Genomic DNA, 23,910 nt, shown 5'->3' with positions numbered 1-23,910 from the left:
ACGCGATGACGAACCCGTTACCCGAATATCAGCCCGTCATCCTCTGCGGAGGATCCGGCTCGCGGTTGTGGCCGCTGTCTCGTGAACTGTTGCCCAAACAGTTCATCCGCCTGACGAACGACCGCAGCCTGCTGCAGAACACCCTGCGGCGACTGCAGCATGCGCCCAGCGCCCGCCCCGCCATCCTGGTCTGCAATGAAACCCACCGTTTCATCGCCGCCGAACAGGTGCTGCAAGCCGGTGGCGGCCCGGTCGAGTTCCTGCTCGAGCCGTCGCCCCGCAACACCGCCCCCGCCATCACCGCGGCCGCGCTGCGGGCGATGCGCGATGGTGCCGACCCCATCCTGCTGGTGATGCCGTCTGATCACGTCATGGAAGACGACGACAATCTGGCCGTGGCGTTTGACGCCGCACTGACCGCCGCCAACGAAGGCGCGCTGGTCACGTTCGGCATCGTCCCCACCGCCCCCCTGACGGGCTATGGCTATATCCAGGCCCACGGCGCCGACCAGAGCGCGAGCGATGGCGTTCAGCCCAATGCGCTGAAGGTGCAGAAGTTCGTGGAGAAGCCTGACGCCGCCCGCGCCGCCGAGTTTCTGGCCTCCGGCGATTATTACTGGAACAGCGGCATCTTCGCCTTCAAGGCGTCGACGTTTCTGGCCGAAATGGCGCGCCACGCCCCGGAAATCCTGAACCAGGTGCGCGCGGCTGTGGCCGTGGGCACCGGCAGCGACGACGCCTTCAGCCTGGCACCCGAGCCTTTTGCGGCATGCCCGAACGATTCGATCGACTATGCCGTGATGGAACATACGGCGCTGGCCGTGGTGATTCCGCTCACGACCACGTGGAGCGACGTGGGCGCGTGGGATGCCGTCTGGGACATCGCCGCCAAGTCGACCGACGGCAATTCGGTCAGCGGCGACGTCGTGCTGAAGGATTCGCACAACTGCCTCGTCCATTCGACCCATCGTCTGGTGGCCACGATCGGACTGGAAAACATCGTGGTGATCGAAACGGCCGATGCGGTGCTGGTCGTGCACAAGGATCGCACGCAAGACGTCAAGCCGATGGTCGAGCTCTTCAAGACGCAACATCGCCACGAAATGACGCACCATCGCGAAGTGCAGCGCCCCTGGGGCTCGTACGACTCGGTGGGCACCGGCCCGCGCTACCAGATCAAGCGCATCATGGTGAAACCGGGCGCCAAGCTCTCCTCGCAGATGCACCATCACCGCGCCGAGCACTGGATCGTGGTGTCGGGTACGGCTCGCATCCGCAATGGCGACAAAACCTACCTGCTCACCGAAAACCAGTCCACCTACATACCGTTGGGTGAAGTCCACAGTCTGGAGAACCCGGGCAAGATCCCGCTGGAACTGATCGAGGTGCAGTCGGGCGCTTATCTGGGAGAGGACGACATCGTCCGTTTCGACGATATCTATGGTCGTGTCTGAGCCCGTTCTACACCCGATTCGCGCGCGTCGTTGCCTGCCGATTCTGGCGCTGTTCTTCATTACGCTTCTGGTTCTGGGCAATCTGCCGCGCATGGCGGCAGACATGTCCCAGGCCTTCGGCGACAAGCATCTGCACTTTGCGGCCTACGGCTGCATGGCGGCGTTGCTGTACATGTCGTTCAACCGGCACGCGTTCTGGGCCGGATGGATGGGGGCACTTGTCCTAGGCATTGTGGACGAGACCATCCAATCTTTTGTTCCGTATCGTTCGGCCAGCCTATTAGACCTTTTGGCCGATGCCATTGGTGCAGGGGGGACAGTAATCTTCCTTCACCTGATCCGAACCGCCATGCCCCAGGCGTGGCAACGGATCACCCGAACTCTCGAAGGCGCTGCAGCCCGCCAGCGCCCTATTCCCTCCACGCGCGTTTCGCGCAGATCGAACTAAGGAACCATCATGCCGAAAAAGGCGTTGATTACTGGTATTACGGGTCAGGACGGTGCGTACCTCGCCGAACTGCTTATCGGCAAAGGCTACGAAGTGCACGGCATCAAGCGCCGCGCTTCGATGTTCAATACTGCCCGTATCGATCACCTCTATCAAGACCCGCATGAATCGTCGCGCCAGCTGGTGCTGCATCACGGCGACATGACCGACTCGTGCAGCCTGACGCGCATCGTGCAGGCCGTGCAACCCGACGAAATCTACAACCTGGCCGCGCAAAGCCACGTGGGCGTGTCGTTCGAAGAGCCGGAATACACGGCCAACGCCGACGGCCTGGGCACGCTGCGCCTGCTCGAATCGATCCGCATCCTGAAGCTCGAAGAAAAGACGCGTTTCTACCAAGCGTCGACCTCGGAGCTGTATGGCCTGGTGCAGGAAGTGCCGCAAAAGGAAACGACGCCATTCTATCCGCGTAGTCCTTATGCCGTGGCCAAGCTGTACGCCTACTGGATGTGCGTGAACTACCGCGAAGCCTACGGCATGTATGCCTGCAACGGCATCCTGTTCAACCACGAGTCGCCCCGCCGCGGCGAGACGTTCGTGACCCGCAAGATCACCCGTGCGCTTGCCCGCATCGTGCTCGGTCTGCAGGATTGCGTCCACCTGGGCAACTTGTCGGCCCTGCGCGACTGGGGTCATGCCCGCGACTACGTCGAAATGCAATGGATGATGCTGCAACAGGATCAACCGGAAGATTTCGTCATCGCCACCGGCGTGCAATACAGCGTGCGTGACTTCATCAACGCTGCCGCCCGTGAACTCGGCGTCGTGCTCGAGTGGCAAGGCGAAGGCGTGAATGAGACGGCCACCGTGCTGTTCAGCCCCGCCTTCGACAAGCTCAAGCGCGGTCAGGTGATCGTGCGCGTCGACCCGCGCTACTACCGCCCCACCGAAGTGGAAACGCTCCTGGGCGACCCCACCAAGGCGCGCGAGAAGCTGGGCTGGACGCCGACCACGTCGTTCGACGAACTGGTCAAGGAAATGATCCAGAGCGATCTGAAAGAAGCCAAGCGCGATGCGCTGGTGGAAGAAAACGGCTACGAAATCTTCGCCTACAAGGAATGACGGTCATGAGCCTCACGTCACAGCGCGTCTTCGTCGCCGGCCATCGCGGGATGGCGGGTTCCGCCATCGTGCGCGAATTGCGCCGGCGCGGATATGAGCACATCGTGACTCGGTCGCGTACCGAGCTCGATCTGATCGATCAGGCACAGGTCAAGGCGTTCTTCGAGACGGAGAATATCGGCGTGGTCTACCTGGCAGCCGCCAAAGTAGGCGGCATTCTCGCCAACGATACCTATCCGGCCGATTTTCTCTACGACAACCTGATGATCGAGGCCAACGTCATCCAGGCGGCGCATGCTGCCGGGGTGGAGCGCCTGGTGTTTCTGGGATCGTCGTGCATCTATCCGAAGCACGCCGAACAGCCGATGCATGAAGATGCGTTGTTGACGGGTCCGCTCGAACCGACCAATGAAGCCTACGCGATCGCCAAGATCGCCGGGCTGAAACTGTGCGAAGCGTATGCCCGCCAGCATGGCGCGCGCTACATCTGCGCCATGCCGACGAACCTCTACGGAGAGAACGACAGCTACGACTTGAATAACAGTCATGTGCTGCCGGCCTTGATTCGCAAGTTTCACGAAGCGCGCGAAGCCAATAGCCCCACGGTCACGTTGTGGGGCAGCGGCAAGCCGTTGCGCGAGTTCCTGTATGTGGACGATCTGGCAAGCGCCTGCGTGACGCTGGCCGAATCGGACGCCGCAGCCGGCGTCTATAACGTCGGCGCCGGTAGCGATATCACCATTGCGGATCTCGCCACGATCATCGGCGAAGTGGTGGGTTACGACGGCGAGATCGTGTATGACGCGACCAAGCCTGACGGCACGCCGCGCAAGCTGCTCGACTCCTCGCGCATGCAGGGATTGGGCTGGCAGGCGCAGACCGGTCTGCGTGACGGCATCGCACAAACCTATGCGCACTACCTGGCCGGCCGGGTACATGGCGCGGCCCCCACCGTGGATCAAGCGCAATGCCTGGTTTGATCCGGCGCGCCCTCAAGGGCAATGCGTCATTCTGGGGCCTGGTGGAGTACGGTGTCGGTCCGCTGACGGCGTTGGCTGCCGTGCCGTTGCTCTTCGGGCAGCTGGGCACGGTGGGCTACGGCCAGTTCGCCATGGTGTTGGCGCTGGCCGGCTTCGGCAACGTCGCCAATCTCGGGGCGGCAATCACCGCCACGAAACTGGTGTCTGAACGCGTGCACGAAGAAGGCGGCGCCGTGCGCGGTGCGTCCGTCAGCGTGGCGCTGGTGTCCCTGGCGCTGGGCGTGGTGGCGATCGGCGCCGTCATCGCCTGGCTTGCCATTCTGTTGTTCTGGCCGCATGTGACGTTCGGCGGGTTGCCGATCGCCGCGTTGGCACTGCCTGCCCTGGCGGTGTATCTGGGTCAGCAGGTCGATCAATTATTCAGCGGCTGCCTCAAGGGCAGCGAGCATTTTTCAGCCACGGCGCTCTGCGAGGGCGGCGGGCGCATCGCGGCACTGGCGATTTCGGTCACGGTGGCATTCATGACGAAGTCACCGGCCTTGACGGCGCTGGCGCAGGCGGCGGGCTTGCTGTGCACCGGGCTGCTCAAGATGCACCTGTTTGCACGTCAACATGGCCGCAGCGTCATCCTGCCGCACTACGACAAGCCTGCGATGGGCACGGCCTTCCGCTTTTCCCGCTGGTCGTGGCTCAACAGCCTGAGCGCGTTGGCGTTTGGCTCGGTCGATCGTGTGCTGGTGGGTAGCCTTTTGGGGCCGGCCGTGCTGGCCATCTACACCGTCGGGGCGCAAGTCGGTCAGATCATCCATACGGTATGCGTCGCCCTCTTCCAGAAAGCGATGCCGCGCGTGAGCCGTCTGCTGTCGCAAAGCAAGGAAGGCGTGGCCCCGGGCCGTGAAATCCGCAAGATGGTGCTGGTCAACTTTGCACTTTCCGCGATCGGCACTGTGCTCGGCCTGGCCTTCGCCGGACCGCTCCTGCGGATGCTGGCCGGTGAAGACGCCACGGCGCACTTGCATACCTTCCAACTGCTGATCGTCGCGTCGGGCCTGTTGTCGTTGAACGTGGCGTCGCACTTCTCGCTGCTCGGTCTGGGCAATGCGCGCGTGGTCGCACTGCTCAATGGCGGCGCGGGACTGGTGATGATCGGCGTCCTGGTTTTTGGTGTCCCGTTGATGGGCGAACCCGCTGCCGGCTGGGCACGGATTCTCTATGCACTGGTCACGCTTCTCGGCATCTGGGTGGCGTTTCGCGAAACGCGCCCGATGGCATCTCCGATTGTTTCTCCCGGCTTACGGTAAAAAATTATGTTGAGGGCTTATATGTACAAGCGTCACGCCGAAACGACCGCCACACTCGTCGACTTCGTCAGCGGTCTCAAGCCCGCCAAACCCGTACCGGCAGGTCGGCTTCCCAAAATCAGCATCATCACACCGTCGTACAACCAGGCGAAGTTTCTGGAGCGCACGATTCTTTCCGTGCTCAACCAGAACTATCCGCGCCTGGAGTTCATCGTCATCGATGGTGGTTCCACCGACGGCAGCGTCGAGATCATCAAGCGCTACGAGAAGTACCTGACGTACTGGGAAAGCGCCAAGGATCGCGGCCAGTCGCACGCCTTGAACAAAGGCTTTGCGCGCGCCACCGGCGATTATGTAGGCTGGCAGAACTCGGACGATCTGTATTACCCCGGCGCGCTGCTCAAGCTCGGCGAAGCCGCCTCGCACGGCCGGCCTTCGATCGTGAGCGGCAACCTGCTGGTGGCCGATGCCAACAATAAGGTTTTGCGCCGCGTGCACTACACGCCCATGACGCGCCGTGAGCTTACCGTCATCAAGGCGTCGATCCCCAATCAATCGGCCCTGTTCCGCCGCGATCTGTTCGAACGCCTGGGCAGCATCGACGAGAGCATGCGCTATTGCATGGATCTCGAGCTGTGGAGCCGCTTGTTGAAGGAAGGCCCCAACAAAGTCGTGCCCAGCGCGTACGGCGTATACACGTCGCACGACGAAACGAAGACGGCGCTGCTCGACGACGTGCATCGCAGCGAACGCGCGATGATCGTCGAGCGGATCCAGAAGTCGGAACCTGGAATGGGGTCGTTCTTTCGCCTGTCGTGCCGCGCCGCGCAAGTCGCCGCGCACGCACGCCAGGGCGACTTCCCCTACCTGATGGACAAGCTGCTCACCAAGATGGTGGGACGCGACACGTGGAATGCTTACTAAAGCGAATGCCGCCATGCCGAACATCTATCATAAATACTCGACCCTGCCGCTTCTAGGATGGGCAGCGTTCACGGCGCTGTGCCTGAACGAAGAGATGTTCATCATCGGCGTGGGGTCATTCAAGCTCTCGCCGTACGACTTGCTGTTCGTCGGCATCCTGCTGGCCAAGTTCATTCGCCTGGCCGAGCCGTCCGCCTATCAGTTGCCTGGCGGCAAATTGGGCGGCATCCTGGCCTTTGCGGGCTTTGCGGTGTTGTATTGCCTATTCATGGCCGGCAACCAGCCGGGCATCGAAACCGGCGACGTCTTCCGCGATCTGCGGGTGGTGTTCTATTTCCTTTTGATGCCTCTGCTTTGCTACAAGGACATCAATACGCCGCATGCCCTGCGCATGATGCAGTGGTACCTGGTGGCGGCCGGGGTATTCGTGGCGCTGTACGGCCTGGGTGAACAGGCCTTGGGCTTCAGCGTGTCCAACCCGGTGCGCAACGTTCGCCTGGGCATCTGGGTGCTGCCGTTCTCGATCGTTTCGCTCTTGTACTTCCGCCCGCAACTCGGTATCAAGACGCGCACCTCGTACGCCTTGATCCTGTTGATGTTGATGACGTTGGCGTTCTCGCTCAACCGCAGTCAGTATCTTCAGGCCATCGTGGCGATCGGACTGGCCATGCTGATGGGTGGACGCGTCAACGCCATGCGCCGGGGCATTGCGCTGTTTGGCCCCGCGCTGGCGGTGGGACTGAGTGCGTTTTGGGCGATCGGCTACATGGACGTGCTGATCCAGCGGATCTTCAGCGTGGGCGAGCTCGAGTACGACTCCAGCTACGGCGCGCGGATCCAGGAATACGTGGGTCAGATGGAGTTTTTCCGCGAAGCCCCGATCGTGGGCAAGGGCGCGGGCTTTCGCAGCTGGGTGATGGGCGAGAACGGCTTCGAACTCAGCACGTTCGCGCACAACTCCTGGTCCTTCTACCTGATGAAGTTCGGCATTCTGGGCACCACCATCATCATGCTGCCCTGCGTGTTGATGATCATGTTCTCGCTCCTCAGAAGCTATGGCAACCCGACGCTCGAACTGCATCGCCGTTATCTGTTGGCGTGCTTCCCGGTTTACCTGTTCGTCGACTCGCTGTCGGGCGGGTTGGCCTATGCCCCCAAAACGGTATTTATCGGCTTTCTCCTGGCTTACTGCCTGGCGCTCTTGAACAATGCTCGCACGTGGCCTCGCGCCACTCCCGCCCAACCGGCTCCCGCATATACCAGGATCGCGCATCATGCTTGATATTCTTTTCGTCTCGCCCGACTTGCATCGGGGCGGTGTGGGACGTTGCGTCTCGTTCGTGGTCGATGCGCCCACGGCGGACGGCGCCACGGTGGGCCTCTTTCTGGCCCGCGGCCGCGACGACGCCTATCCGGTGCGCAACCCCCGGGTCGTTCAGGCGCTGGGCGTGATCGAGTCGTCGATCGGACTGCTGGCACGCCTGCCCTATGTGGCCTGGCGTTTGTACCGCACCGTCAAGCGCGAGCAACCCAAGGTGGTCTGCACGCACGGTCTGCTGTGCAACGCGATGATCATTCCCATCAAGTGGCTGCTGGGCAACCGCTTCCGCACCGTCGCTTTCGAACACAATAGCCCCAGCACGCATTACGCCACCACGCGTTTCGGCGGTTTGAAGCGCGCGCTGCTGTCGTATTGCTATCGGCGCCATGACCGCATCGTCGGCGTATCGCAAGGCGTGACCCGCGATCTCGAATCGATGTTCCCGGCACTGCGCGGCCGTTGCCATCACATCTACAACGGCATCTCGCTTGAGCTGGTGCGCCAGATGGTGCAAGTGGCCGCAGCGATGCCGGTGTCACCCACCTTTCGTATCGTGGCGCTGGGCCGCCTGGTCGAGGCGAAGGACTATCCCACGCTGATCAGTGCCGTCTCCATCCTGAACGATCCGGAAGTCGTCGTCGACATCATCGGCGACGGCCCCGATCGCGCGCTGCTCGAAGCGCAAATTGCGCGCGAGCCGTCGCAAACGAAAATCAATTTTCTCGGCCATCTCGACAATCCGTTTCCGAATCTCGAATCGGCGGATCTGTTCGTGCTGCCGTCCAAGCGCGAAAGCTTCGGCAACGTCCTCGTCGAAGCCCTGGCCTTGGGCAAACCCATCGTCGCGGCGGACTGTCCGTCCGGCCCGGGAGAAATTCTGGATCGAGGCCGCTACGGCGTGCTCGTGCCAGTGAGCGACCCGGCCGCCATGGCCGCCGCTTTCCGTCGATTGATCGATGACGCCCCCGCTCGCGCCAAACTGGCCGCCGGCGGCCCGCAACGTGCCGCCGACTTCTCGTTGGAATCGCACTGTGTGGCGGTCTTCGATCTGTTCCGTCCGCTAATGAAACCGTCATCCTGACCCGGAGAATCCCGTAATGGCCCGCATTCCTGTCTCGGTCGTCGTCATGACGAAAAACGAAGAAAGAAACATCGCCAAATGCCTGCAAGGTTTGCAGGATTTCGACGAGATCTTCGTCATCGACTCTCACAGTACCGACGCCACCTGCAGCATCGCCACGTCGATGGGCGCCAAGGTCGTCAATTTTGCCTGGAACGGCCAATACCCGAAGAAGAAGCAGTGGTGCCTCGAGCAGCTGCCTTTCTCGCACCGTGTGGTGCTGTACGTGGATGCCGACGAAGAAATGACGCCGGAGCTGGCCGAGGATATCCGCCGCGCCGTGCCCCAGTTCGACGGCAAGGTCGCCGGCGCGTTCGTCGCCTTCGACTATGTGTTCTGCGGCAAAAAGCTCAACCACGGTCATCGCGTGTTCAAGCTGGTGCTGCTGGATCGCGAGCGTTCGCGCTTCCTGGATTATGACGACCTGGACGTCGCCAATATGTGGGAAGTCGAAGGCCACTACCAGCCCACCGTGGACGGCAGCACGATTGCGCTCAATGGCCGCATGGTGCACAACGACCACGACTCGCTGTATCACTACTTCGACAAGCACAACCGCTATTCGGATTGGGAGGCCAAGCTGCGCGTGAAGGGCTTGCTCAACGATCCGCGCGAAGCCAACGTCGGCATGCGCAGCATCATGAAGAAGGTGTTCCAGGCTCTGCCGTTCAAGGGCCCCACCGCCTTCGTGCACAGCTATCTGTTCAAGCTTGGTTTTCTGGACGGCAAGGCGGGCTTCGATTTTGCAGTGGCCCGCGGCTTGTACTACTGGCAGATCGGTTTGAAGATCGACGAGTTCGAGTCCGAAAGTCAGAAGCGCAAGGCTCGCCCGACTGCCGTGGCGACACCCGCCGCGCAGGCCGGTAAGTAATCCGGAGCGCCACAGATGGATACCTTGCAACGGCTCGATCAGTTCAGCGTGGCTCCCGGGTCACGCGGACGCTCGGCGCTTTACGTTCAACTCTGGTGGGTGGTGCAGGCGACGCTCTTTCGCGGCTCGCCCCAGATTGCCTATGGCTTTCGCCGCTGGCTGTTGCGTTGCTTCGGCGCGAAGGTGGGCACGAAGGTGCTGATCCGCGCCACCGCCACCGTGACTTATCCCTGGAAGGTCACGATCGGCGACTACTCGTGGATCGGCGACGATGCCGTGATCTACAGCATCGGCCAGATCGTGATCGGGGATCATGCCGTCGTCTCGCAACGCAGCTATCTGTGCGCGGCCGATCATGACGCCGCGCAGATCGATTTCCCCATCCGCGAACGCCGCGTCGATATCGGCAGCGGCGCGTGGGTGGCCACGGATGTGTTCGTGGGGCCCGATGTGACGATCGGCCGCAATACGGTCGTCGGCGCCCGCAGTTCGGTGTTCAAGAGTTTGCCCGACAACATGATTTGCCACGGCACGCCGTGCCGTCCGGTCCGCGCACGCACGCTGCGTGATGCCGGAGTTGTCGCGGCATGAAGATCCTGATCTATGGCGTGAACTACGCGCCCGAGCTGACCGGCACCGGCAAGTACACCGCCGAGATGGCGGCCTGGCTGGCGGCGCGCGGACACACCGTGGACGTCATCGTGCCGCCGCCCTACTACCCGCAATGGCGCATTCAGGACGGCTATCGCGCAGGCGCGTACATGCAGGAAACGATCGATGGCGTGACGGTTCACCGCGCCCCCATCTGGGTGCCGCCGCAACCCGGCGGCGTGAAGCGTCTGATTCACCTGGCCACGTTTGCGCTGTCGAGCCTGCCGACGCTGGTTCGGCGGGCACTCGGCCGACCCGACGTGGTGATGATCGTGGCACCTGCCCTCTTCTGCGCGCCTGCGGCATGGGTTGCCGCGCGCGCCAGCGGTGCGCGCGCCTGGCTGCACATTCAGGATTACGAAGTGGATGCGGCCTTCGAGCTGGGACTGCTGAAAGGCCGTTGGCTGCGCCGCATGGTGACGGCTTGCGAAGGCGCGCTGCTGCGCCGCTTCGACCGCGTGTCGACGATATCCAGCCGCATGCTGGCGCTGGCCACCGCCAAAGGGGTGCGTGCCGACCGTCTCTTCAGCTTGCCCAACTGGATCGATCTGCACGCCATCCAGCCCACCGAGGGCGTGAATCCCTATCGCGCCGAATGGGCCACCGAGCCCGGTCATAGTGTGGCCATGTACGCCGGCAACATGGGCGGCAAGCAGGGACTGGAAACCTTGGCGACGGCCGCCTATCTGCTGCGCCATGAGCCCATCGATTTCGTGTTCTGCGGTCAGGGTTCGGGCCGCGAGGAGCTCGAACGGCGTTGCGCCGGACTGCGTAATGTGCGGTTCCTGGATCTGCAACCCGTCGAGCGCCTGGGCGATCTGCTCAACGCGGCCGACATTCATTTGCTGCCGCAGCGCCGAGGCGCTGCCGATCTGGTCATGCCGTCCAAACTGACCGGCATGCTGGCCAGCGGCAAACCGGTGGTGTGCGGCGCCGCCGCCGGCACCGAGCTCGCTGCGGTGGTGGCCCAATGCGGCATCATCACGCCGCCTGAGAATGCCCGCGCGATGGCGCGCGCGGTACGTGCCTTGGCGCACGATCCGCAGCGGCGCGCCACACTCGGCCGAGCAGCCCGCACCTACGCCGTTACCACGCTGGATCGCGATGCCGTCCTCACGCGACTCGAGCAGGCCCTGCTGGACAGCGTCGCCGCCAAGCCGGGTGCGCCCGCGCAAGCGGCGGTAAGACGGGGCTGAGAGGCTTCGGGCCGACGCCATTCGCTGGCGTTGCCGATGGCACTGTAAGGCATCACAGCCGCATCAAGGTCGCATCAAAGGAAACGCCGGCGTCATGACGACGCCGGCGTTTTTTATGGGACGCGATGAATCATTGCGCCACCGTTGCGGGATACTGCCACAAGTCGATCGAGGGTGACGGTCGCAGTTGAGCGACCGCTGTCGGCGCGTCGCCGTTGGACGGTCACTGCAGGATGGCTGCTGCCGAAGGGAAATGGAACGCTCCGGTGCCTATGGTGAAGCGACCACGCACGATCTGCACCCGCGCCAAAGCGCCTGCAGACCGCACGCGCGGTGCTTACAGCAACCCTTGATGAATCGCGATGAAGGTCGCCTCGGCCTGGTTGCGGGCGTTCAACTTCCAGTACAAGGTGCGCGCATGGCTCTTCACCGTGGCGACCGAGATCCCCATCTCAACGCCAATCTCCCGCATGGTGTTGCCCTGCGCGAGCAGCTTCAGGATGGCCAGCTGACGCGGTGTCAGCGCGCGGCTCGAGATGCCATCCACTTCCATCGAGCGTGAGCCGTCGCGCCGGCCCTGCGGGTTCGATCCATTCACCAGTGCCAGCACCGGTCGGCCATCGTTATCCGAGGCGGTTTGCGCCGGCGGCCGGGGAAAGCACTCGCCTTCCAGCATGACCAGATTGATGGCGAGCAGAATCGCCTCCGGCGTGGACGACCGCGGTATGAATCCGCGGAACTCGGCACGCACGCACGCCGCCAGCAAAGCTGGATCGGGCGAGGCATACAACATGATGGCGCGATCGGGCGAAAACAACGATGTTGCCAACGCAAACGACTGCAATGTGGCGTGATCGGCATCGCCGGCGCCAAACAACAACAGCTCGGCGTGAATGTCGGTATCCGACTTCACTGCCGCAAGTTGTTCAAAAGATAGTGCATGTACATCGTCAAACCCCGGCACCCCATCCAGCAGGTGCTTGAGCGCGACGCGCACTATCGCGTAGTCCTCAATCAATACGATCGTCATTCCGTGCAACGCCCCGTTCGCACTCACTTGTGCCCACGTTGACACGCGATGCAGACAGCCTCTGTCCGATACGCGTGCGGCATGTTTTCTTCCATGCCTTACGAGGGACCCACTCCCATGCTCGTTCACTCAAACGCGGTGCATGTTGCGTTGCGTGAATAAGCACTGAATCCAAGGTCATGCTATCAGCGTGCTCCGCGAATTCCTCTCGCTCAAGAGGATGACGCGATGGCCTAGTCAGGTGGGCTGATGGGGCCCGCCGAGACTCAAGCCTGACGCCGAGCCAGGCCATAACGCGAATCGACGGCAGGAGGTGCCTGACGAGCCGGATCCCAATCGAGCGTGGCGCCGCGTTGCAACGCAGCGTAAACAGCCTCGCCCTTATTCTTCACGTGCAGGCGCTGATAGAGCGTGCAGGCGTGCGTCTTGGCCGTCGCCACCGAGATGTTCAGCAACCGGCTGACCGTCTTGATCGGGTAACCACGCGCCAGCAGCACCAGCACTTCATATTGGCGCGGCGTGATCTTCAGCAACTGGGCACCGGCCGTCACGGGCATCGCGCCTTTCAGATCGGGTACGCCGCCAGCGGTTGCGCTCTCGTCTTTCATTGCTGCGAAGCCGGGGCCCGCAGTAACCGGCATGGCATTGCCGCTCGGAAAGCACTGACCGCCCGCCATCACCAGACGAATTGCCGCTTCCAGCACTTCGATCGAGGCCGTCTTCATCAGGCAGCCCAGCACCGTGCCATCAGGCAAACCCTGCGGCGGCATCTGCCAGGTGTTGGCTTCGGTCAGCAACAGAATGCGCTTCGGTTGCAGCGTGCGCTGAACTTCCTTCAGTGCCTGCCAACCCGCCGTCGTATCCACCGGCAGACCGAAGATCAGCAACTCGACGCCGACGTCGCTTTCCGGCAGGTTCGCTACCTGATCGATGTCCAGCGCCGAGATATCCCAGACACCTTCGATCTTGCTCAAAATTTCGCGCAGACCCAATCTCAGGAGTGGGTGTGTTTCGATAAGGACCATTCTGGCCATGTTGATTCCCCTGCTGCGCCCCCGGCTTACGGGAGCAAAAGAGCTAAAGACAAGTACCTAATCAATACTGCCTACTTCGGGTAAACATTGCGTCTCGCCCTGTTCACCTTCTGAAACCTAATTAGGATGGTGAACATCATTCCGAGTACGCCAGACGGATGTTAGGAGCAGCCTGTTGCGAAATCAACGTCACACAAATGGTGGATTAGAAGCACAAACAGAAATCATGACGCAATATTACTGAATAAAGGGCAAATGCCGATTTATTGCGCTTTCTTTTAATACTTTAGGCTGAGATTAGACGACTAGTCTCATCCAAAATTGCGACTTTCTAGGCGCTTGAAATAGAACGATATTTTGTAACTTTGTGCGGCGCAGCAGCAACGGCAACACTAGGGAAGCTTTGGAAATACAGACATTTCAGCTTATTGCACCCGCCAAATCTGTAACTTATGACAAAGTTATTGCATTGCATTAAGTTGTAAGGCCGAAGTAAGACCGGCAGATTTGCGACTCAGATAAAGCCGTCAGCTAGATAATATATTTATTATTTTATTTGGATAATCTACTGCTTAAACTGCCGGTCAAATACCAACCAACTATTCGACGTATGCGAAATCAAAAACAGTCATTCCCTTTGTGTGATGGCAATGATGCATGGACGGCCGTGACCGATTGACCAGTCGGGCGTAATGAATCGGCCCTTCCGTTTCTACATACTCATCGGGTGTGAGGGTCACGATACGGTTCAGTGACACACCCTTGCCGTAATGGCAGAAGCCCTGGTACTGGGCACAACGTGTGAGCTCGCCTGTGGGCGAGACGACGATGCCGGCATTGCGCGCCCGGGACGGGCTGCGGACCACAGGATTGGCCTGATGCGCGGTCCACGAAGTAGACGTCGGGCTATCTGCGTAAAACGCAAACAACTCATCGGAATGGCTATAACCATTCGCGCGATCAATATTGGTGAGCAACCACCATCGCCCATCGCGCGGAAAAATAATCGAATCCACTGCCGACACATCTTTCATAAGTGTGGAGGCAAGCTCCCACTTCAAAGGAAAGTCGACGCACTTCCATAACTCAATCGTACGATTCCCACAAGTTTCCGGCATCATAAATATGCTGCCGTCGTGCTCGAAGATGTAAGGAAACGACAAATGATAGGGTAAATCCAGCACAACGCCCAGGAAAGTGAACTTGCCATCGATGTAGGATGCTGCCGAAATCTTTCCTTTTCCTTCAGAGAAGGCGTAATCCTCGAAGAACACATAGGGGGTGCCGTCATGGGTGTAGGCGAAAGGATCAGCGTAAAAGGAGCCCTTCGGTGCGGTCAGCACCTCTGCCGGTGCGGAAAGCGTCTGCGCGGGAGCATCCGCGCACATGCCGATGCGCCAGGTGACGTTCTTTCGGACCATGCGCAGCCACATCAGATTAGTCATCAGCGCCGTTTGCCGCATCAAATAAGCCGCGCTCTGCCAGTTGTCAGGGCGCGAGCGTAGATCGATCGCCTCGCCCTGAAGCGTTATGGGCAACTCGAGCTTGTGCGGCGTGAGGGTCAGCCGGTTGAGCGCATCGAACAGCATCAGGTTGCCCAGGCTGAGCGAGCGCACGTGGTTCTTGAGCCAGAACACCTCGGTATTGAAGGTGCGCGACTCGATCAGCGCATCGGTTTCGCATGCACCGCCCATACGCCACAATTTGACGGACGTATGATCGGACCGCGCCATGACCTGCCAGAAGCCGGCATGCCGGTCGCACACTTGCGTCACATCGGCGTAGGACAATTGCCATAGTCCCATCGGTGCGAAACGCACCATCGTGCCGCGTAGCACCGGCATCCCGAGCGCAATGACCAGATCGAGCGGCGCAGCGCGCGACAATCCGGCCAGCGATGCGTCCGATACCGTCATGACGCCGTGGGCATCGCACGAGGTATCAACCTCATAATGCGACAGCGCCTGCAAATCCGGCACCGGCGCCGCCTCGTCGATCAACACCCGCTCGCGCGCCGCCAGCAACTTCGATTCCAGCCGGGCGAGCCCGCGATAGAAGATCGATGTGCGAGGATGGCTGGGCGCTGAGCGCGCGCCACTGCGCTTTTCGCGCGCAATCAGAACGGTACAGTCGATGTCCGATCGCGCGCGCACCCAGGCAATCACATCGCGTATCCAGCCTGGCTGATCTTCACCGTCGATCAGAATCCCTACCGTTAGTGTCTTCATTGGAAACCTTGCCTCCGCAATTGCCGTCAATATGAAGTAGTGACTGACACACGCTTGCATAGTGCAATGTTGTCGCTCCCACATCTAGGCTGCATTCAGGCTACGGCGTCCGATTTAACGGCACGGGTAGGGACGCGTCTTAGGGCTACCTCCGAGGCTGGCGCATCAGCGTCAACGTACTTCTTCCGACTCGGCCATCGGCGGGTACGCCGGCCGCCGTCTGCTCCATACGCACGGCATCCCGCGTCTTGGTGCCAGGTATTCCATCGGGCACGCCGACGTCGTATCCACGGGCCTGCAGCACCGTTTGCACCTCTTTGATTTCTGCGCGCGACAACCCAGGGTCATCGGTTGGCCAAGGCGTTTTCAACGCAGTGCCGCCATCGATACGGTTGATGAGGAGGCCTACAGCAAGTGCGTAGCGCTTCGATTGGTTGTAGTGCAAAATCGCGTCGAAATTGAAGGTGGCCATAAAGGCGGGGCCATTGGCACCGGTTGGCACAAAGAGGTAGGTTTGCGCCGTGCCGGGCAATTGCAGGCGCTGCGCACCGACCAATGGCGAGCCATCCGCCAGCGTAACGCCCGCATCCGCCCAGGCTGAGGCGGCCCGACGACCGCCAGGTGCCATGACCTCGGCATCGGCGTTCTGCGGCAACGTATTGCGCAGCGATGCGGGCAACCGCACTTCCGTCACGGCCGGCAATCCATGCGTCCATTGCGCGCCCCGCTTGCGCAGGTGATTGGCCGTCGACGCCAAGGCGTCCGGCAAGGAACCGTAAAGATCGATGCGGCCGTCGCCGTCACCATCGGCAGCCAGCTCATAAAATGAGGTTGGAATGAACTGCGTCATCCCGAAGGCGCCACTCCACGAACCCACGAATGTGGGCGCTTGCACCGTGCCGTCACGCAGCAGGCGCACCGAGGCGTACACGTTCTTTTTCCAGAGCGGATTGGTTTCCGTACACGCGCGGGTCACCCAGGCGTCCAGCACATTGGTCTTGCCCAGCAGACTGCCGTAGTTGGTTTCGATACCGAAGATGGCGACCAGCACCTCCGGGTCGACGTCATAGCGCCGCGCGATATTCTGCAGATCAGCACCGGTCTTGACCAGAACCGCACGGCCTTGCGCGACGCGCTCGTCATCGACGGTCTTGGCAAGGTAATCCCACCAGGTTTCTCGTCCTTCAGGTTGACCCTTGCGTGCCGATACCGTGGAGGCCAGCAACTTGGCATTGGCGGTATAGCGATCGAAGTCGGCCACCGACACCCCGTTGGCGGGCGCCGCACCGCGCATTTGCGCCATGCAGGCGGACGCATCGGCGTCGGCTTCGAGCGCCTGTACGGGTGCCGAGGCAAGCAGCGAAAACAAGACCGAGAGCGCGCCGGCGGCAGTGGCGCCACGCTTGAGTGACCGGTTTGACGGCATCGAATGTCCCAAAGAATGAGGAAAAACCCCTACCCTGCCCGAATCGGACGGGGTCGTCCAGTCGGATGACAAAAGGGCGCCCGGCACCAAGCCGTGCGCCCTCATTCCATAACGATCGCGCTATGAGGCCCGTTGGGCTACGCCGTCGTGACCGCTCCCATCCGCCAGGAAGGGGTAGTCGGTGTAACCATGCTCGCCCCCGCCGTAGAAGGTCGTCTGATCGGGTTCGTTCATCGGAGCATCGTCGCGCAGGCGGCGCACGAGATCGGGATTGGCGATGTACAGCTTGCCGAATGCGATCAGATCGGCCTCGCCCGACTCAACCGCCTTCAAGGCCAGGGCACGGTCGTAGCCGTTATTGGCCATCCACAGCGCGCGGCCGCCGGCCTCTTTATAGACGCGGCGCAATGCGGCGTAGTCGAAGGGGGTATCACCTTGCTTGAAGTCGCGCGCGCCACCCGTGGCGCCTTCGATGATATGAACGTAAGCCAGGGGATACTGGGCGAGCTTCTGCACCACGGCTTCGAACAGCGTCTGTGCATCCGGATCCGACGCATCGTTGGCCGGCGTCACTGGCGAAATGCGGATACCCGTGCGGCCTGCGCCGATCTCCTGCGTGATGGCGTCCAGCACCTCACCCAGGAGCCGAATGCGGTTTTCGATCACGCCGCCGTATTCGTCCGTGCGATGGTTGCTGCCCGAACGCAGGAACTGGTCGATCAGGTAACCGTTCGCCGCATGAATCTCCACGCCGTCGAAACCGTTGTCGATCGCCGCCCGGGCGGCACGGCGATAGTCCTCGACCAACCCGGGCAATTCGTCGATCTCCAGCGCGCGTGGCTCGGAAGTCTCCACGAATTTGCCCTTGCCGTCCTCGATGATGTAAGTCTTGGCCTTGGCGCGCAGCGCGGACGGCGCCACCGGCTTGCCATCATCCTTCTGCAGGGAGGTATGCGAAATCCGGCCCACATGCCACAACTGCACCACGATTTTGCCACCGGCGGCATGCACCTTGTCGGTCACGTGCTTCCAGCCCGCCAGTTGCTCGTCGCTGTAGAGTCCGGGCACATCGGCATAGCCCTGACCCTGCTGCGTGATCGCCGTGGCTTCGGTGATGATCAACCCGGCGGACGCGCGTTGTTCATAGTAGGTGGCCGTGATGGGGGCCGGCACGGCGCGCGGCGAACGGTTGCGCGTCAGCGGCGCCATCACGATGCGGTTGGCCAGATCGATATCGCCAGCTTTCACGGGGTCGAACAGCGTTGTCATGAATCATCCTTTTCTAAAACGGAAGTAGGCGCACGGGAGAGCAAACGGCGCGCCCGAAACATCATCACCTTACATCCAGCCGATATCAAACAATAATCCTACATTTCTTCTGGTTATATGGATAAGTCGAGAAGTTAGTTTGCCCCATCCAGGTGCGCGGGCATGATCGCTCTCACAAGGCCATCGGCCCATTTCATTCTGGAGAAGTACGTGATCAAGCGAATCCTCGCCCTGTCCGCATTGGCAGTCTCGACCGTGACGGCGGCGCCCGCATCGGCGCAACAAACGATTTTGAACACGTCGTACGACATTGCGCGGGAATTGTTCACGGCCATCAATCCGAAGTTTCAAGCCGACTGGAAAGCCAAGTCCGGCCAGGATCTGAATATCGAGCAATCGTTCGCTGGCTCGTCGCGTCAGGCGCAAGCCATCCTGCAGGGGCTGAAAGCCGACGTGGTCACGTTCAACCAGATCACCGACGTCGATACACTTGCGCAGCGCGGCTTGATCAAGAAGGATTGGCAGAAGGCGTTTCCCAACAACAGCTCGCCGTACTACAGCACGATCGCGTTTTTGGTGCGCAAGGGCAATCCCAAGCAGATCAAGACGTGGGACGACCTGACGCGTGACGACGTGAAGCTGGTGTTCCCCAATCCTAAAACCTCGGGCAATGCGCGCTATTCGTATCTTGGCGCATGGCTGTATGCCAACGAGAAGTTCGGTGGCGACGATGCCAAGAATCGCGCGTTCGTCGGCAAGCTGCTGAAGAACGTCGAGAGCTTCCCCACCGGCGGGCGCGGCGCCACGGTTGCCTTCGCGCAAAACAATCAGGGCGATGCGCTGCTGACGTTCGAATCCGAAGTCAACAACATTGCCGCCAGCGACGAATTCAAGGCATTGGGCCTCGAAGTGGTGGTGCCGCCCATAAGCGTGCTGGCCGAATTCCCGGTAGCCGTGGTCGACCGCGTGGCCGATGAGAAAGGCACGCGCAAGGTGGCCGAGGCGTATCTGAACTATCTGTACACCCCCGAGATCCAGAAACTGCTGGCCAGCTTCTACTACCGCGTGCACGACAAGGCGGTCGTGCAGGAAACGGCCAAGCAATTCCCGGCCATCAAGCTGATCAATCCGCAGGACGTGCTGGGCGCGTGGGACGATATTTCCAAAACGCACTTCGCCTCCGGCGGCGTCCTTGATCAGTTGCTGGCGCAAGGCCGCTAAACTGCGATAACGCTCGACCCTCGATCCCTGCGGTCGGCCGCCTTTCCCAGGCGGCCGATTTGCATTTTCCGGTTCCGCCTCTCGCATGTCGTTCTTCAAACAACATCCCACCCTGCCCGGCTTCGGCTTGAGCTTTGGCGTGAGCGCCCTGTTCATCACGCTCGTCATTCTGGTGCCCTTGGCCGGACTGCTCGCTTATCTGAGCAATATGTCCGGCGCCCAGTTCCTGGCCGCCGTCACCGATCCGCGTGTGGTGGCCAGTTACCGCGTCACGCTCACAGGCGCGGCCTACTCCACCCTGATTGCCCTGGTGGTGGGATTGCTGCTGGCGTGGGTGCTGGTGCGCTACCGTTTCCCCGGGCGCGAACTGCTCGATGCCCTGGTCGATTTGCCTTTCGCCTTGCCCACCGCCGTGGCGGGCCTGACGTTATCGGTGCTGCTGGCGCCCAATGGCTGGGTGGGCCAATGGCTGGCCCCGTTCGGCATCAAGGTGTCGTACGCCTTTCCCGGATTGGTGATCGCGATGGTGTTCACCAGCCTGCCCTTCGTGGTGCGCTCGGTGCAACCCGTGCTGGCCGAGATGGGGCCGGAATATGAAGAAGCTTCGCACACGTTGGGCGCCAACGATTGGCAGACCACATGGCGCGTGATCCTGCCTGCGCTCGTGCCCGCTATCTTCACGGGCGCTTCGCAAGCCTTCATCCGCAGTCTGGGCGAATTCGGCGCCGTGGTGATGATTGCCGGCAACATCCCCTACAAAACCGAGATCACGTCGCTGATGATCTTCGTACGGCTGTCCGAATACGACTACGCCGCGGCCTCGGCGATCGCCTCGGTCGTGCTGGGTGCCTCGTTGCTGTTGCTGTTCTTGCTGCAAGTGCTGCAAGGCCGTTTGCTGCCGTGGCAGCGCCCGGGGGTATGAGATGAAACCGCAATCGTTCAAACAATGGCTGCTCGTGGCCCTCGCCGTGATCGCTGCACTGCTGTTGCTGGTGCTGCCGCTGGCGTTGATCTTTGCGCGCGCGCTGTCGGGCGGCTGGGCCATGCTGGTCGCCAATCTGCACGAGCCCGACATGATCGCGGCGATCCAGCTCACGTTGCTGGCGGCCGTCATCACGGTCCCGGTCAACCTGGTGTTCGGCATCCTGATGGCGTGGTGCGTCACCCGCTACGACTTTCGTGGCCGCAAGCTGCTGATGACGTTGATCGACATCCCCTATGCCACCTCCCCCGTGGTGGCAGGCCTGTGCTACCTGGTCGTGTACGGGTTGGAGAGCGCGGTAGGCAGCTGGTTTTACGCGCGCGATATGCAATTGATGTTTGCGTGGCCGGGCATCGTGATGGTCACGATCTTCGTCACCTCGCCCTTCGTGGCGCGCATCCTGATCCCACTGATGCAATCGCTGGGTACGGAGGAAGAACATGCCGCCCTGACGCTGGGCGCCACCGGCTGGCAGATCTTTCGCCGGGTAACGTTACCCAATATCAAATGGGGGCTGATCTATGGCACGGTGATCACCAATGCCCGGGCAGTCGGTGAGTTCGGTGCGGTATCGGTGGTGTCGGGCGCGATTCGCGGCAAAACGGTAACGCTGCCGCTGCTCATCGAGCAATTGAACGACGACTACAAAACGGTAGGCGCGTTTACCGCCGCCGCGTTGTTGGCCTGCATGGCGTTGTTGACGCTCGTGATCAAGACCGTCATGCAATGGCGCGGCAACCGCGCCGGCAGCCCGGCAGCGGTGCCCTCGGGCCCGACGCATTGAAGCGATCGGCGGCTAAATCCAACGGCGTGTGACGGGCGATTCCTCACGACGCGTCCCCAGTACGTGACTGATCGCCGTTAGCCGATCGACGTCGGGTCGCGCTCCGGCCCGGCCACCACACCGCTGTCGTGCAAGCGCCCGATGGCCCCGCTGTCCAGTCCCAGCACCGTGGCGAGCACCGCATCGGTATCGGCACCCAGGAGCGGCGCCGGCCGCACCGGCTCGCGCCCGGCATCGCCTAAGCGCACGGCCGATCCCGCCGTCAGGTGTTCGCCCACGCCCACCGTTTGCACCCGCTCGAACACCGGGTTGGCCACATTGACGCGAGCATCGTGCGCCAGCAGGTCGCCCACGGTGCGGTATTGCCCCCAGCACACCTTGTTCGCATCCAAGGTGGCCGCAATCGTTGCAAACGACCGGGCAGCGAACCAGGGCTCGAAGATGGCCAGCAAGGTATCGCGGGCCGCGTAGCGCGCGGCCTCCTGCATGAAATCCACGCCCGATCGGGCCTCGAGCTGCGCCACGGCGGACGCCGCGTCGCAAGCCTTCACCAATGCCTTCCACTGCCCGGCCGAAATGGCGGCAACCATCACCCGCTTGCCATCGCTCGACCCAAAATCGTGGCCAAAGGCGCCGTAGATGTGGTTGCCGATGGATGGCCGCTCCTGGCCCAGCAGTTCGGCTTCGGCCAGCACACCCAGATGCGCCAGCGTCGTGAACGCCATATCGGACAAGGCCAATTGCAAAGCCGCGCCCGTGCCGAACCGGCGCCGCCGATCCACCGCCGCCGAGATGGCGAACGCCGCTTGATAGGCGCAGGCGATATCCCAGGCGGGGAGCACGTGATTGACCGGATGCGTGACGTCGCCGCCGCCCGTCGTGGCGGGATAGCCAGTGGCGCAGTTGACGGTGTAATCGACTGCCGTAGAACCGTCGCCGTTGCCCTGGATCACGCACGTGATTACATCGTCGCGGCGTGCCTGCAGCACGTCGTGCGCCAGCCACGGTGTGCCGATATTGGTGAGCAGCACGCCCGCGTCGGGTCCGGGAGCGGTTACCAGCGCCTGCATCAGCTCACGTCCTTCAGGCCGGCGAATATCGATGGCGATCGAACGCTTGCCTTTGTTCAAGCCGGTCCAATACAAGCTGCGCCCGCCAGGCATCAGCGGCAGGCGGCCATAGTCGATACCGCCGCCGATCAGATCGACGCGAATCACATCGGCGCCGAATTGGGCCAGCGTCAAGCCGGCCAGCGGCGCTGCAATAAACGCCGAGCTCTCGATCACGCGCAACGGTGCCAGCATGGGATAGGTCATGGCGATTCCTTCAAGCGCGTTCGAAGAGCGCGGCAATGCCCTGCCCGCCGCCAATGCACATCGTTTCGAGCCCATAGCGCACATTGCGGCGCTTCATCTCGTGCAGCAGCGTCGTCATGATGCGCACGCCGGTGGCGCCTACGGGATGGCCGAGCGAAATGCCCGAACCGTTGACGTTCAAGCGATCCACGTCGTCCCAGTCCCAGCCCTTCAATACCGCCAGCGCCTGGCAGGCAAAGGCTTCGTTAAGCTCGACCAGATCGATGTCCTTGAACGACAGCCCGGTTTTGCGAAACAACTTCTGCACGGCAGGCACCGGGCCAATGCCCATCACAGCGGGTTCGCAACCGGCCGCCGCCCAGCCCGAAAGAAAGCCGATGGGCTCCAGACCCAACTCGGCCAGCCTGTCTTCGGCCACGATCAGGCATGCTGCCGCCGCGTCATTCTGCTGGCACGCGTTGCCGGCCGTCACTACGCCGTCTTTCATGAGCGGACGCAATGCGGCCAACTGCTCGAGCGTCAGGTCGCCACGGATACCCTCATCGGTGGCGAATACCAGCGGATCGCCGCGACGCTGCGGCACCGACACCGGCACCACCTCGTCGGCAAACGTGCCGCGCGCCCAAGCCTGAGCTGCCTTGCGATGACTGCTAAGCGCAAAGGCGTCGGCTTGCTCGCGCGAGATGGCGTAGTCGCGCGCCAGGTTTTCGGCGGTTTCGATCATGCCCGAGATGCGACCAAAGCGGCTTTCGGGCTGCGACCGTTCCCGGCCACGCTCCAGACGGTCGTGGAACTTGACCGTGCCGGCGCGTGCGCCCCACCGCATCGAGGTCGAGTAATACTCGACATTGCTCATGCTCTCCACACCGCCTGCCATCACGACATCGGCCGCGCCGCTCTGGATCATCATGGCTGCGGTCGCAATCGCCTGCACGCCGCTGCCACAGCGGCGGTCGAGTTGCATACCCGGGACGTCAACCGGAAATCCCGCCTCGAGCGCTACCCACCGACCCGTGCACGGCACTTCGCCATTGGCATAGGAATGGGCAAACACCACATCTTCGATCAAGGCCGGATCCAGCCCGGTTCGCTCGACCACCGCGCGTGCAACCGTGGCGCCCAGGGTTTCGACGGGCACACTTTTCAAGCTTCCGCCAAATGCGCCGATGGGCGTGCGCAAAGGGGATACGATGGCTGCTCTTCTCATGCTGTTCTCCAAAGACGCACCAGCG

The 23,910-nt window shown here is 61.8% G+C and carries 21 protein-coding genes; 14 read left to right on the top strand and 7 right to left on the bottom strand.

The features are described from left to right. The first annotated feature begins 5 nt into the window (after positions 1-5). The 11 genes from EYW45_RS22415 to EYW45_RS22365 are packed head-to-tail and all read left to right on the top strand — an operon-like array spanning position 6 to position 11,388. On the top strand, positions 6-1,454 hold the full coding sequence (locus EYW45_RS22415; protein ID WP_161137658.1) for a mannose-1-phosphate guanylyltransferase/mannose-6-phosphate isomerase: 1,449 nt from the start codon (positions 6-8) through the stop codon (positions 1,452-1,454). Further along, a complete protein-coding gene (locus tag EYW45_RS22410; protein ID WP_328703676.1) occupies positions 1,447-1,902 on the top strand; it encodes a VanZ family protein in 456 nt (151 codons plus the stop codon). Before EYW45_RS22415 ends, EYW45_RS22410 begins: the two co-directional genes overlap by 8 nt. Before the next feature lie 9 nt (positions 1,903-1,911). Then, positions 1,912-3,024 (top strand): GDP-mannose 4,6-dehydratase, encoded by a 1,113-nt coding sequence (gmd, locus tag EYW45_RS22405; RefSeq protein WP_161137656.1) that lies wholly within the window; start codon positions 1,912-1,914, stop codon positions 3,022-3,024. Between the two features lie 5 nt (positions 3,025-3,029). Beyond that, positions 3,030-4,004: a GDP-L-fucose synthase gene (fcl, locus tag EYW45_RS22400; RefSeq protein ID WP_161137655.1), complete on the top strand. Its 975-nt coding sequence runs from the start codon at positions 3,030-3,032 to the stop codon at positions 4,002-4,004. Further along, the gene (locus EYW45_RS22395) at positions 3,992-5,305 is read left to right on the top strand and encodes an oligosaccharide flippase family protein (protein WP_161137654.1); all 1,314 of its coding nucleotides are present in this window, start codon (positions 3,992-3,994) and stop codon (positions 5,303-5,305) included. The genes fcl and EYW45_RS22395 overlap by 13 nt, the downstream gene beginning before the upstream one ends. 21 nt (positions 5,306-5,326) lie before the next feature. After that, positions 5,327-6,229: a glycosyltransferase family 2 protein gene (locus EYW45_RS22390; protein WP_161137653.1), complete on the top strand. Its 903-nt coding sequence runs from the start codon at positions 5,327-5,329 to the stop codon at positions 6,227-6,229. 13 nt (positions 6,230-6,242) lie between these two features. Beyond that, positions 6,243-7,511, top strand: coding sequence for an O-antigen ligase family protein (locus EYW45_RS22385; protein ID WP_161137652.1), 1,269 nt, complete (start codon positions 6,243-6,245; stop codon positions 7,509-7,511). Continuing rightward, a complete protein-coding gene (locus tag EYW45_RS22380) occupies positions 7,504-8,631 on the top strand; it encodes a glycosyltransferase (protein WP_161137651.1) in 1,128 nt (375 codons plus the stop codon). The genes EYW45_RS22385 and EYW45_RS22380 overlap by 8 nt, the downstream gene beginning before the upstream one ends. Positions 8,632-8,647: 16 nt before the next feature. Next, positions 8,648-9,541 (top strand): glycosyltransferase family 2 protein, encoded by an 894-nt coding sequence (locus tag EYW45_RS22375; protein ID WP_161137650.1) that lies wholly within the window; start codon positions 8,648-8,650, stop codon positions 9,539-9,541. Between the two features lie 15 nt (positions 9,542-9,556). After that, positions 9,557-10,132, top strand: coding sequence for a putative colanic acid biosynthesis acetyltransferase (locus EYW45_RS22370; RefSeq protein ID WP_161137649.1), 576 nt, complete (start codon positions 9,557-9,559; stop codon positions 10,130-10,132). Next, positions 10,129-11,388 carry a glycosyltransferase WbuB gene (locus tag EYW45_RS22365; protein ID WP_161137648.1) on the top strand — a complete coding sequence of 420 codons (1,260 nt, stop codon included), beginning with the start codon at positions 10,129-10,131 and terminating at the stop codon, positions 11,386-11,388. The genes EYW45_RS22370 and EYW45_RS22365 overlap by 4 nt, the downstream gene beginning before the upstream one ends. Positions 11,389-11,725: 337 nt before the next feature. Here the strand turns inward: EYW45_RS22365 and EYW45_RS22360 are convergent, their stop codons facing one another. The 5 genes from EYW45_RS22360 to EYW45_RS22340 all read right to left on the bottom strand — a co-directional run bounded on the left by EYW45_RS22360 (position 11,726) and on the right by EYW45_RS22340 (position 18,375). Next, a complete protein-coding gene (locus EYW45_RS22360; protein ID WP_161137647.1) occupies positions 11,726-12,418 on the bottom strand; it encodes a helix-turn-helix transcriptional regulator in 693 nt (230 codons plus the stop codon). A 266-nt stretch (positions 12,419-12,684) separates the two neighbouring features. Further along, complete coding sequence (locus EYW45_RS22355; protein ID WP_161137646.1) at positions 12,685-13,452, bottom strand: response regulator transcription factor; 768 nt, start codon at positions 13,450-13,452, stop codon at positions 12,685-12,687. A gap of 599 nt (positions 13,453-14,051) precedes the next feature. Continuing rightward, positions 14,052-15,617 carry a glucosamine inositolphosphorylceramide transferase family protein gene (locus EYW45_RS22350; RefSeq protein ID WP_328703675.1) on the bottom strand — a complete coding sequence of 522 codons (1,566 nt, stop codon included), beginning with the start codon at positions 15,615-15,617 and terminating at the stop codon, positions 14,052-14,054. A 208-nt stretch (positions 15,618-15,825) separates the two neighbouring features. Continuing rightward, on the bottom strand, positions 15,826-17,106 hold the full coding sequence (locus tag EYW45_RS22345; RefSeq protein WP_235939181.1) for a lytic murein transglycosylase: 1,281 nt from the start codon (positions 17,104-17,106) through the stop codon (positions 15,826-15,828). Between the two features lie 120 nt (positions 17,107-17,226). Further along, positions 17,227-18,375, bottom strand: a complete 1,149-nt coding sequence (locus EYW45_RS22340; RefSeq protein WP_161137644.1) for an alkene reductase — start codon at positions 18,373-18,375, stop codon at positions 17,227-17,229. A gap of 162 nt (positions 18,376-18,537) precedes the next feature. On the opposite strand from EYW45_RS22340, the gene cysP reads away from it, so the two are divergent. The 3 genes from cysP (at position 18,538) to cysW (ending at position 21,362) form a co-directional block, all read left to right on the top strand. Then, entirely contained in the window at positions 18,538-19,596 is a 1,059-nt protein-coding gene (cysP, locus tag EYW45_RS22335) for a thiosulfate ABC transporter substrate-binding protein CysP (protein ID WP_161137643.1), read from the top strand. Between the two features lie 85 nt (positions 19,597-19,681). Then, the gene (gene cysT, locus EYW45_RS22330) at positions 19,682-20,518 is read left to right on the top strand and encodes a sulfate ABC transporter permease subunit CysT (protein ID WP_161137642.1); all 837 of its coding nucleotides are present in this window, start codon (positions 19,682-19,684) and stop codon (positions 20,516-20,518) included. Between the two features lies 1 nt (position 20,519). After that, a complete protein-coding gene (cysW, locus tag EYW45_RS22325) occupies positions 20,520-21,362 on the top strand; it encodes a sulfate ABC transporter permease subunit CysW (RefSeq protein ID WP_161137641.1) in 843 nt (280 codons plus the stop codon). A gap of 77 nt (positions 21,363-21,439) precedes the next feature. Here cysW and EYW45_RS22320 read toward each other — a convergent pair whose 3' ends face one another. Both EYW45_RS22320 and EYW45_RS22315 read right to left on the bottom strand, forming a co-directional pair. Continuing rightward, complete coding sequence (locus EYW45_RS22320; RefSeq protein WP_161137640.1) at positions 21,440-22,678, bottom strand: CoA transferase; 1,239 nt, start codon at positions 22,676-22,678, stop codon at positions 21,440-21,442. Between the two features lie 10 nt (positions 22,679-22,688). Next, positions 22,689-23,885 carry an acetyl-CoA C-acetyltransferase gene (locus EYW45_RS22315; RefSeq protein WP_161137639.1) on the bottom strand — a complete coding sequence of 399 codons (1,197 nt, stop codon included), beginning with the start codon at positions 23,883-23,885 and terminating at the stop codon, positions 22,689-22,691. Between the last annotated feature and the right edge of the window lie 25 nt (positions 23,886-23,910).

It is taken from the genome of Schauerella aestuarii, assembly GCF_009866805.1.
Lineage (GTDB): Bacteria > Pseudomonadota > Gammaproteobacteria > Burkholderiales > Burkholderiaceae_B > Schauerella > Schauerella aestuarii.
Note: the sequence above shows the minus strand (reverse complement) of the source record. Positions and strands in the feature narration are given on the sequence as shown.

Coding starts and splice junctions, on each gene's coding strand:
- EYW45_RS22320 (WP_161137640.1), bottom strand. CDS start 22,678: ATGACCTATCCCATGCTGGCACCGTTGCGCGTGATCGAGAGCTCGGCG.
- EYW45_RS22360 (WP_161137647.1), bottom strand. CDS start 12,418: ATGACGATCGTATTGATTGAGGACTACGCGATAGTGCGCGTCGCGCTC.
- EYW45_RS22375 (WP_161137650.1), top strand. CDS start 8,648: ATGGCCCGCATTCCTGTCTCGGTCGTCGTCATGACGAAAAACGAAGAA.
- cysW (WP_161137641.1), top strand. CDS start 20,520: ATGAAACCGCAATCGTTCAAACAATGGCTGCTCGTGGCCCTCGCCGTG.
- EYW45_RS22345 (WP_235939181.1), bottom strand. CDS start 17,106: ATGCCGTCAAACCGGTCACTCAAGCGTGGCGCCACTGCCGCCGGCGCG.
- EYW45_RS22340 (WP_161137644.1), bottom strand. CDS start 18,375: ATGACAACGCTGTTCGACCCCGTGAAAGCTGGCGATATCGATCTGGCC.
- cysP (WP_161137643.1), top strand. CDS start 18,538: ATGATCGCTCTCACAAGGCCATCGGCCCATTTCATTCTGGAGAAGTAC.
- gmd (WP_161137656.1), top strand. CDS start 1,912: ATGCCGAAAAAGGCGTTGATTACTGGTATTACGGGTCAGGACGGTGCG.
- EYW45_RS22415 (WP_161137658.1), top strand. CDS start 6: ATGACGAACCCGTTACCCGAATATCAGCCCGTCATCCTCTGCGGAGGA.
- EYW45_RS22385 (WP_161137652.1), top strand. CDS start 6,243: ATGCCGAACATCTATCATAAATACTCGACCCTGCCGCTTCTAGGATGG.
- EYW45_RS22380 (WP_161137651.1), top strand. CDS start 7,504: ATGCTTGATATTCTTTTCGTCTCGCCCGACTTGCATCGGGGCGGTGTG.
- EYW45_RS22355 (WP_161137646.1), bottom strand. CDS start 13,452: ATGGCCAGAATGGTCCTTATCGAAACACACCCACTCCTGAGATTGGGT.
- EYW45_RS22390 (WP_161137653.1), top strand. CDS start 5,327: ATGTACAAGCGTCACGCCGAAACGACCGCCACACTCGTCGACTTCGTC.
- EYW45_RS22315 (WP_161137639.1), bottom strand. CDS start 23,885: ATGAGAAGAGCAGCCATCGTATCCCCTTTGCGCACGCCCATCGGCGCA.
- fcl (WP_161137655.1), top strand. CDS start 3,030: ATGAGCCTCACGTCACAGCGCGTCTTCGTCGCCGGCCATCGCGGGATG.
- EYW45_RS22365 (WP_161137648.1), top strand. CDS start 10,129: ATGAAGATCCTGATCTATGGCGTGAACTACGCGCCCGAGCTGACCGGC.
- EYW45_RS22370 (WP_161137649.1), top strand. CDS start 9,557: ATGGATACCTTGCAACGGCTCGATCAGTTCAGCGTGGCTCCCGGGTCA.
- cysT (WP_161137642.1), top strand. CDS start 19,682: ATGTCGTTCTTCAAACAACATCCCACCCTGCCCGGCTTCGGCTTGAGC.
- EYW45_RS22395 (WP_161137654.1), top strand. CDS start 3,992: ATGCCTGGTTTGATCCGGCGCGCCCTCAAGGGCAATGCGTCATTCTGG.